At 43.4% G+C, this 2,286-nt stretch carries 1 protein-coding gene; it reads left to right on the top strand.

Translation table 11 applies throughout. The annotated features are described in order from the left end of the window. A partial coding sequence (locus tag H6G26_RS41045; protein ID WP_242054398.1) for an AAA family ATPase occupies nucleotides 1–2,139 on the top strand: 2,139 nt, incomplete at its 5' end. Nucleotides 2,140–2,286: the final 147 nt, after the last annotated feature.

Below are 2,286 nucleotides of genomic sequence, written 5' to 3' on the forward strand. Positions count from 1 at the left end.
AATATTCCCTACAGCGCCATTGTGGATGCCCTACAAAAGTTGGTGCAGCAACTTCTGGGGGAACCGGATGAGCAAGTGCAACAGTGGCGATCGCGTCTGCTGACGGCATTAGGGAGTAACGGACAGATCATCATTGATGTGATTCCCGAAGTAGAACTAATTATCGGCAGGCAGCTACCCGTTCCAGAGGTGGGAGCCACAGAAGCTCAAAATCGTTTTAATCGAGTTTTCCAGCAGTTTATTCGAGTATTTTGTTCCCAAGAACATCCTCTGGTGATCTTTTTAGATGACTTACAGTGGGCGGATTCAGCCACGCTGAAGTTAATCGAACTAATGATGCTTGACGAGCAAACCCAATTTCTATTTCTGATCGGAGCTTATCGAGACTCGGAAGTGAATCCAGCGCATCCACTGGCATTAACGCTGGAGCGATTGAGGAAACAAAGGGCAGTGCTTCAAGAAATCATTCTGGCACCCTTAACGCTCTTGCCGTTGAGTCAGTTGATTGCCGAGACGTTGCATCAAAATACTGACACTGTGCGATCCTTAGCTGAGTTGGTATTGCATAAAACGGAGGGCAATCCTTTCTTCGTTGGTGAATTTTTGAAAATGCTGTATGGCGAAAATCTGTTGACCTTTGATGCCCAACAGTTGAGTTGGCAGTGGAACCTGGCAGAGATTGAAGCTCAAAATATCACGGATAATGTGGTGGAGTTGCTACTGCGTCAGTTGCAGAAATTGCCGTCAGCAACACAACAAATTCTCTCCATCGCCGCTTGTACTGGGGCTGAGTTTGATTTAAAAACGTTGGCAATCGTTTGCGAAAAATCACCGAAAGCAATTTTTCAGGATTTATTAGAAGCAGTACAAGCTGGATTAATTCAACCTTTGTCTGAATTAGACGAAAACTTGTTAGTTCAAGACTACAAGTTTTTGCACGATCGCGTTCAGCAAGCGGCTTATGCTTTGATTGATGAATCGCAGAAACAGGTTGTTCATCTCCAAATCGGTGGCAATTTGCTCGAAAAAACTTCACCAGAGCAACGATCCGAGCGGTTGTTTGAAATCATCGATCATCTCAATCAAGGACTTGAGCTAGTCACTGCTCGATCAGAACGAACTGAAATTGCCAGATTGAATTTAATGGCAGGTCAGAAAGCAAAGGCGGCAACGGCTTATGAAGCAGCTTTTAAGTATTTCACTACAGGGCTTAAACTCCTCAATTCAGAGAGTTGGCTCACTGAGTATGATCTCACCTTAGCGCTGTACTCAGAAGCAGCAGAAGCGGCGTATCTCCAGGATTGCTTTGATGAGATGGAACAGTTGGTAGAAGTGGTACTCGCTCGTGCCAAAACAGTGGTTGACAAAGTGCAAGCTTACGATAGCAGAAATCAAAGATATTTGTCACAAGGCAACCTAAAAGAAGCACTAAAAGCTGGATTGGAAGTATTAAAGCTCTTGGGAGTAGATTTAATAGAAAATCCAAGTCAGGCAGATATTCAATGCGGATTGGAGGAAACGGCTGCACTACTCGCCCAACGAGAAATCGAAGACTTGAGTAATTTACCAGAGATGACTGCACCAGAACCACTGGCGGCTATTTCAATTATATCGAATATGAGTTCTGCTGCATTCATAGCATCACCAGCACTGTGGATACTGATTATATGCAGAATGGTAAATTTATCAATCAACTACGGGAATGCTATCTGGTCACCGCTGTATTATGCTGCCTACGGATTTGCTCTATGTGGAGTTGTTCAAGACATTGAACTCGGCTATAAATTTGGTCAATTGGCTCTTACCTCGGCAGAACGATTGAATACCAAAAGAGGCAAGGCTAGAGCATTACAGGTATTTAGTGAGCATGTTATGCAATGGAAAGTACATCTTAAGGAGCCGATACCACTGCTGGTTGAGGCTTATCAGGAAGGAGTGGAAACCGGAGACTTTGAAATCGCTGGTTATGCTGCATATTACGTGTGCCATAACTCATTTTTTGCTGGAGAGGAACTTACTCAACTGGAACAAAAAACAGTAATTTACAGCAAAGCAATCAATCAAATTAGACAAGAAAGTCCCTCGAATTGGCTGACAATATTGCGGCAGACTATTCTTAATTTGTTAGAGGCTGTTTGAAAAGTCAAAGAAATGGTAAAAAAGCTCTCTCAGTATACGCTGTGAATATATAGTAGACAGCACTGAGAGAGCAACATGAGTAAAGCATACCCCAGCAATCTGACCCGTGCTCAATATGAATTTCTGAGTGACATGATTCCAGAACCA

This window comes from Nostoc sp. FACHB-888, assembly GCF_014696655.1.
Classification (GTDB): Bacteria; Cyanobacteriota; Cyanobacteriia; order Cyanobacteriales; family Nostocaceae; genus Nostoc.